Genomic DNA, 3,150 nt, shown 5'->3' on the forward strand with positions numbered 1-3,150 from the left:
CGTCCGCCCCCGGCCGGTCCCGCCCCCGTGCCCGCCGCCCGCTACGTGCCGAGCACCGTCAGCGGCACCTGCACCGTGATCGCCGCCCCCGCCTCGCCGGCCGTCCAGCCCCGCCCCGTCACGAGCGGGGTGCGCACCTGCTCCGCCGAGATGCGCGCGCCGATGAGGTCGCCCTCGCCGATGCTCTTCGGGCCGAGCAGGATGCCGCGCCGGGCGCGGCGCGCGATGCCCACCCAGCCGAGCGAGCTCATCGACTCCGGAAGGCCCGACAGGAGCAGCCCCTGCCCCCGGTCGCGGCCCGAGGAGGCAACCTGCCGCAGCACCTTGTCCGCCTTGCAGTTGAGCATGAGGTCCGCGTCGTCCACGACCACGACGACCGGACGGCCCTCGACCTCCGCCAGCGCCCGCGCGACCGCGTCCGCCGAGGGGTCGGGGTCCGCGAACACCTTCGCGAGATCGTGCGCGGCGAGCTGCCGCAACTGCGAGTCGCGCGGGGTGAGGACGACGAGCTGGGTGCCGCCCAGGAGCAGCGAGACGGCCATCGAGGCGAGCGTCGTGCTGCGGCCCGTGCGCGGCGGGCCCGCGACCATGAACGCCCCGCCCCCCGTCGCGAAGTCGAAGCTCAGCGGCTCCCCGGAGTCCCCGCCGATCCCGAGCAGCGCCCGCAAGGGGGCCCGCTCCTCGGCCGGGACCTGGTCCATCGCCTCCTGGAAGCCCACCACCGAGGGCAGCTCCCGGACCGGGAAGGGGCGCCGCGAGGCCGGCAGCGCGGCGTCGCGCGCCGTGGTGCGCTTGCCGATCTCCCGTACCGCCTCCGCCTGGTCCCCGCCGCCCTCGGACGGCAGCAGCGCGATCTGCGCCTCGATGCCCTCGGGGGCGAGCCAGCCCCGGCCCGGCGGGATGTGCGCGGGCACCTTGTTGCGCGGCATCCCCGCCACGTTGTAGTCGCCCGGGTCCGCCTGCCGCAGCAGCAGCCTGCGGTCGTTGTGCGCCGCGAGGCGCCCGCCGAGCAGGACCCGCTCCGAGGTCGCGATCACGTGGATGCCCGCCGCCGCGCCCTCGCGCAGCAGCCGGACGACGTCCGCGTAGACCCGGCCGCCGTCGTAGTCGTCGAGCATCGAGCCGAGCGCGTCCCAGCCGTCGATCAGGAGCAGCAGCCGCGCCGGCCGCCGGTCCTTGCCGACCTTCGTACGCACGTCGGCGAGATCGGCCGCGTTGTGCTGCGCGATGAGCCGCTGCCGCTGCGTCAGCTCCCGGCCCAGGCGCGTGATGAGCCGCTCCAGGCGCTCCACGTCGTGCCGCGAGACGACCGCGCCGCAGTGCGGCAGGGACTCCAGGACCGACAGACCCCCGCCGGAGGCGTCGATGCCGTAGATGTGCAGGTCGGCCGCGCCGATCGCGAGCGCCGCCGAGCCGGCGACCGTGCGCAGCACCTGCGTGCGCCCCGAGCGCGGCGAACCGATGACGTAGAGGTGCCCGAAGGTCGCGAAGTCGATGACGCCGAGCCGGCGCTCCTGCGACCGCGGGAGGTCGAGAAGCGCGTACGGGACCGGCGGCAGCGCCCCCGGCGACGGCTTCGGCACGGGCGGCAGGTCCTCGGCCCGCACCCGCTCGGCCAGCGGCTCCAGCCACGGGCTCGGCTGCGGCGTGAAGTCCTCCAGCAGCTCCGTCGCCCGCCCGATCGCCTCCACGAGCACCCGCAGATCGGTGACCGGCTCCTCCTCGGGCGCCGCCGCCCACTCGCGCTCCTCCTCCTCCTCGCCCCACTCCGCGGGACGCCCGAGCCGCTGCCACGCCAGCTCGACACCGCGCACCGGACGCGCGGGACCCGCCGTCGCCGCCGAGCCCGCGTCGCGCTCGGCACCCGCCCACGCCGTCTGGAACGGCGTCGGCGCGTCCGCGCCGCGCCGCACGAGCGCGCGCCCGGGGCTCGCGGACGAGATGCTCACCGCGTCCGTCGCGTTGATGATGTCCTGGCTCTCGGCCCGGTCCGTCACGCGCAGCGCGACCCGCAGGTTGGTGTTGGCGCGGATCTCGTTGCTCACCGCGCCGCCCGGACGCTGCGTCGCGAGCACCAGGTGCAGCCCGAGCGAACGCCCGCGCTGCGCCAGGCTGATGAGCCCCGGCACGAAGTCCGGCAGCTCCCGCACGAGCGTCGCGAACTCGTCGATGACCAGGATCAGGCGCGGCAGCGGAGCCAGCTCCGGCTCCCGCGCCCGCTTCGCCCGGTACTCCGTGTGGTCCTTCGCCGCGACCTCGGCGAGCAGCCGCTCGCGGCGCTTGAGCTCCGCGTCGAGCGAGGCCAGCGCGCGCTGCACGAGGTGCCCGTCGAGGTCGGTGATCATGCCGAGCGTGTGCGGCAGTTCCGCGCACTCGCGGAAGGCGCTGCCGCCCTTGTAGTCGACCAGCACGAAGGTCAGCTCGTCCGGCCGGTTCACGGCGGCGAGCGAAGCGATCATCGTCTGGAGCAGTTCCGACTTGCCCGCGCCCGTCGTCCCGCCGATCAGCATGTGCGGCCCGTCCCGCACCAGGTCCACGCGGAGCGGACCCTCGTACCCGGCGCCCAGCACGAACGCCGTGGAGGCGGGACGCCGTTCCCAGGCGGCGACGAGGGCCGCCGGGTCCGGCGGCTCCTGGCCGAGCAGCGGCAGCAGCCGCACCTGCGAGGGCAGCCCCGAGTCGCTGTCCACGGTCACGTCCCGCACCGGGGCCACCGCGCGCGCCACCTCCTCGCACCACGTGGGGGCGACGAGGTCGGCACGGACGTCCTCGACCTCCGGCACCCCCGAACTGCGCACCGAGAGCCGGTTGCCCTCCGCGACGACGACCGCCGTGCACTCCTCGGGCAGCAGCCGCTCCCGCTCGTCCACGCACAGCCCGAAGACCCGTACGCCCGGCCCCTGCGTGAGCACCTGCACCATGCCCGGCACATCGCGCAGCCGCCGTGCCCCGTCGAGGACCACGAGGATGTCCGGCTCGCGCAGCAGGGTGTGCGCGAGGGCCGAGGAGGCCCGGGCGGCCACCCGGTTCTGGATGTCCGAGATCAGCTCGTTGACCCGGTGCGCGGTGCTCTCCGGGTCGTTGCCGATCGCGACCGGCTCGCCCGGGCGGCCCGTGGCCAGGTGCGGCAGCCAGCGCACCCAGTTCCAC

General features: G+C 75.7%; 1 protein-coding gene. It reads right to left on the bottom strand.

Annotated features, from left to right (window positions below; all coding sequences use genetic code 11):
- Window positions 1-41 precede the first annotated feature (41 nt).
- On the bottom strand, window positions 42-3,150 hold a 3,109-nt coding region (locus SSBG_RS27945; protein WP_037870795.1), incomplete at its 5' end, for an FtsK/SpoIIIE domain-containing protein.

The organism is Streptomyces sp. SPB074 (genome assembly GCF_000154905.1).
Classification (GTDB): Bacteria; Actinomycetota; Actinomycetes; order Streptomycetales; family Streptomycetaceae; genus Streptomyces.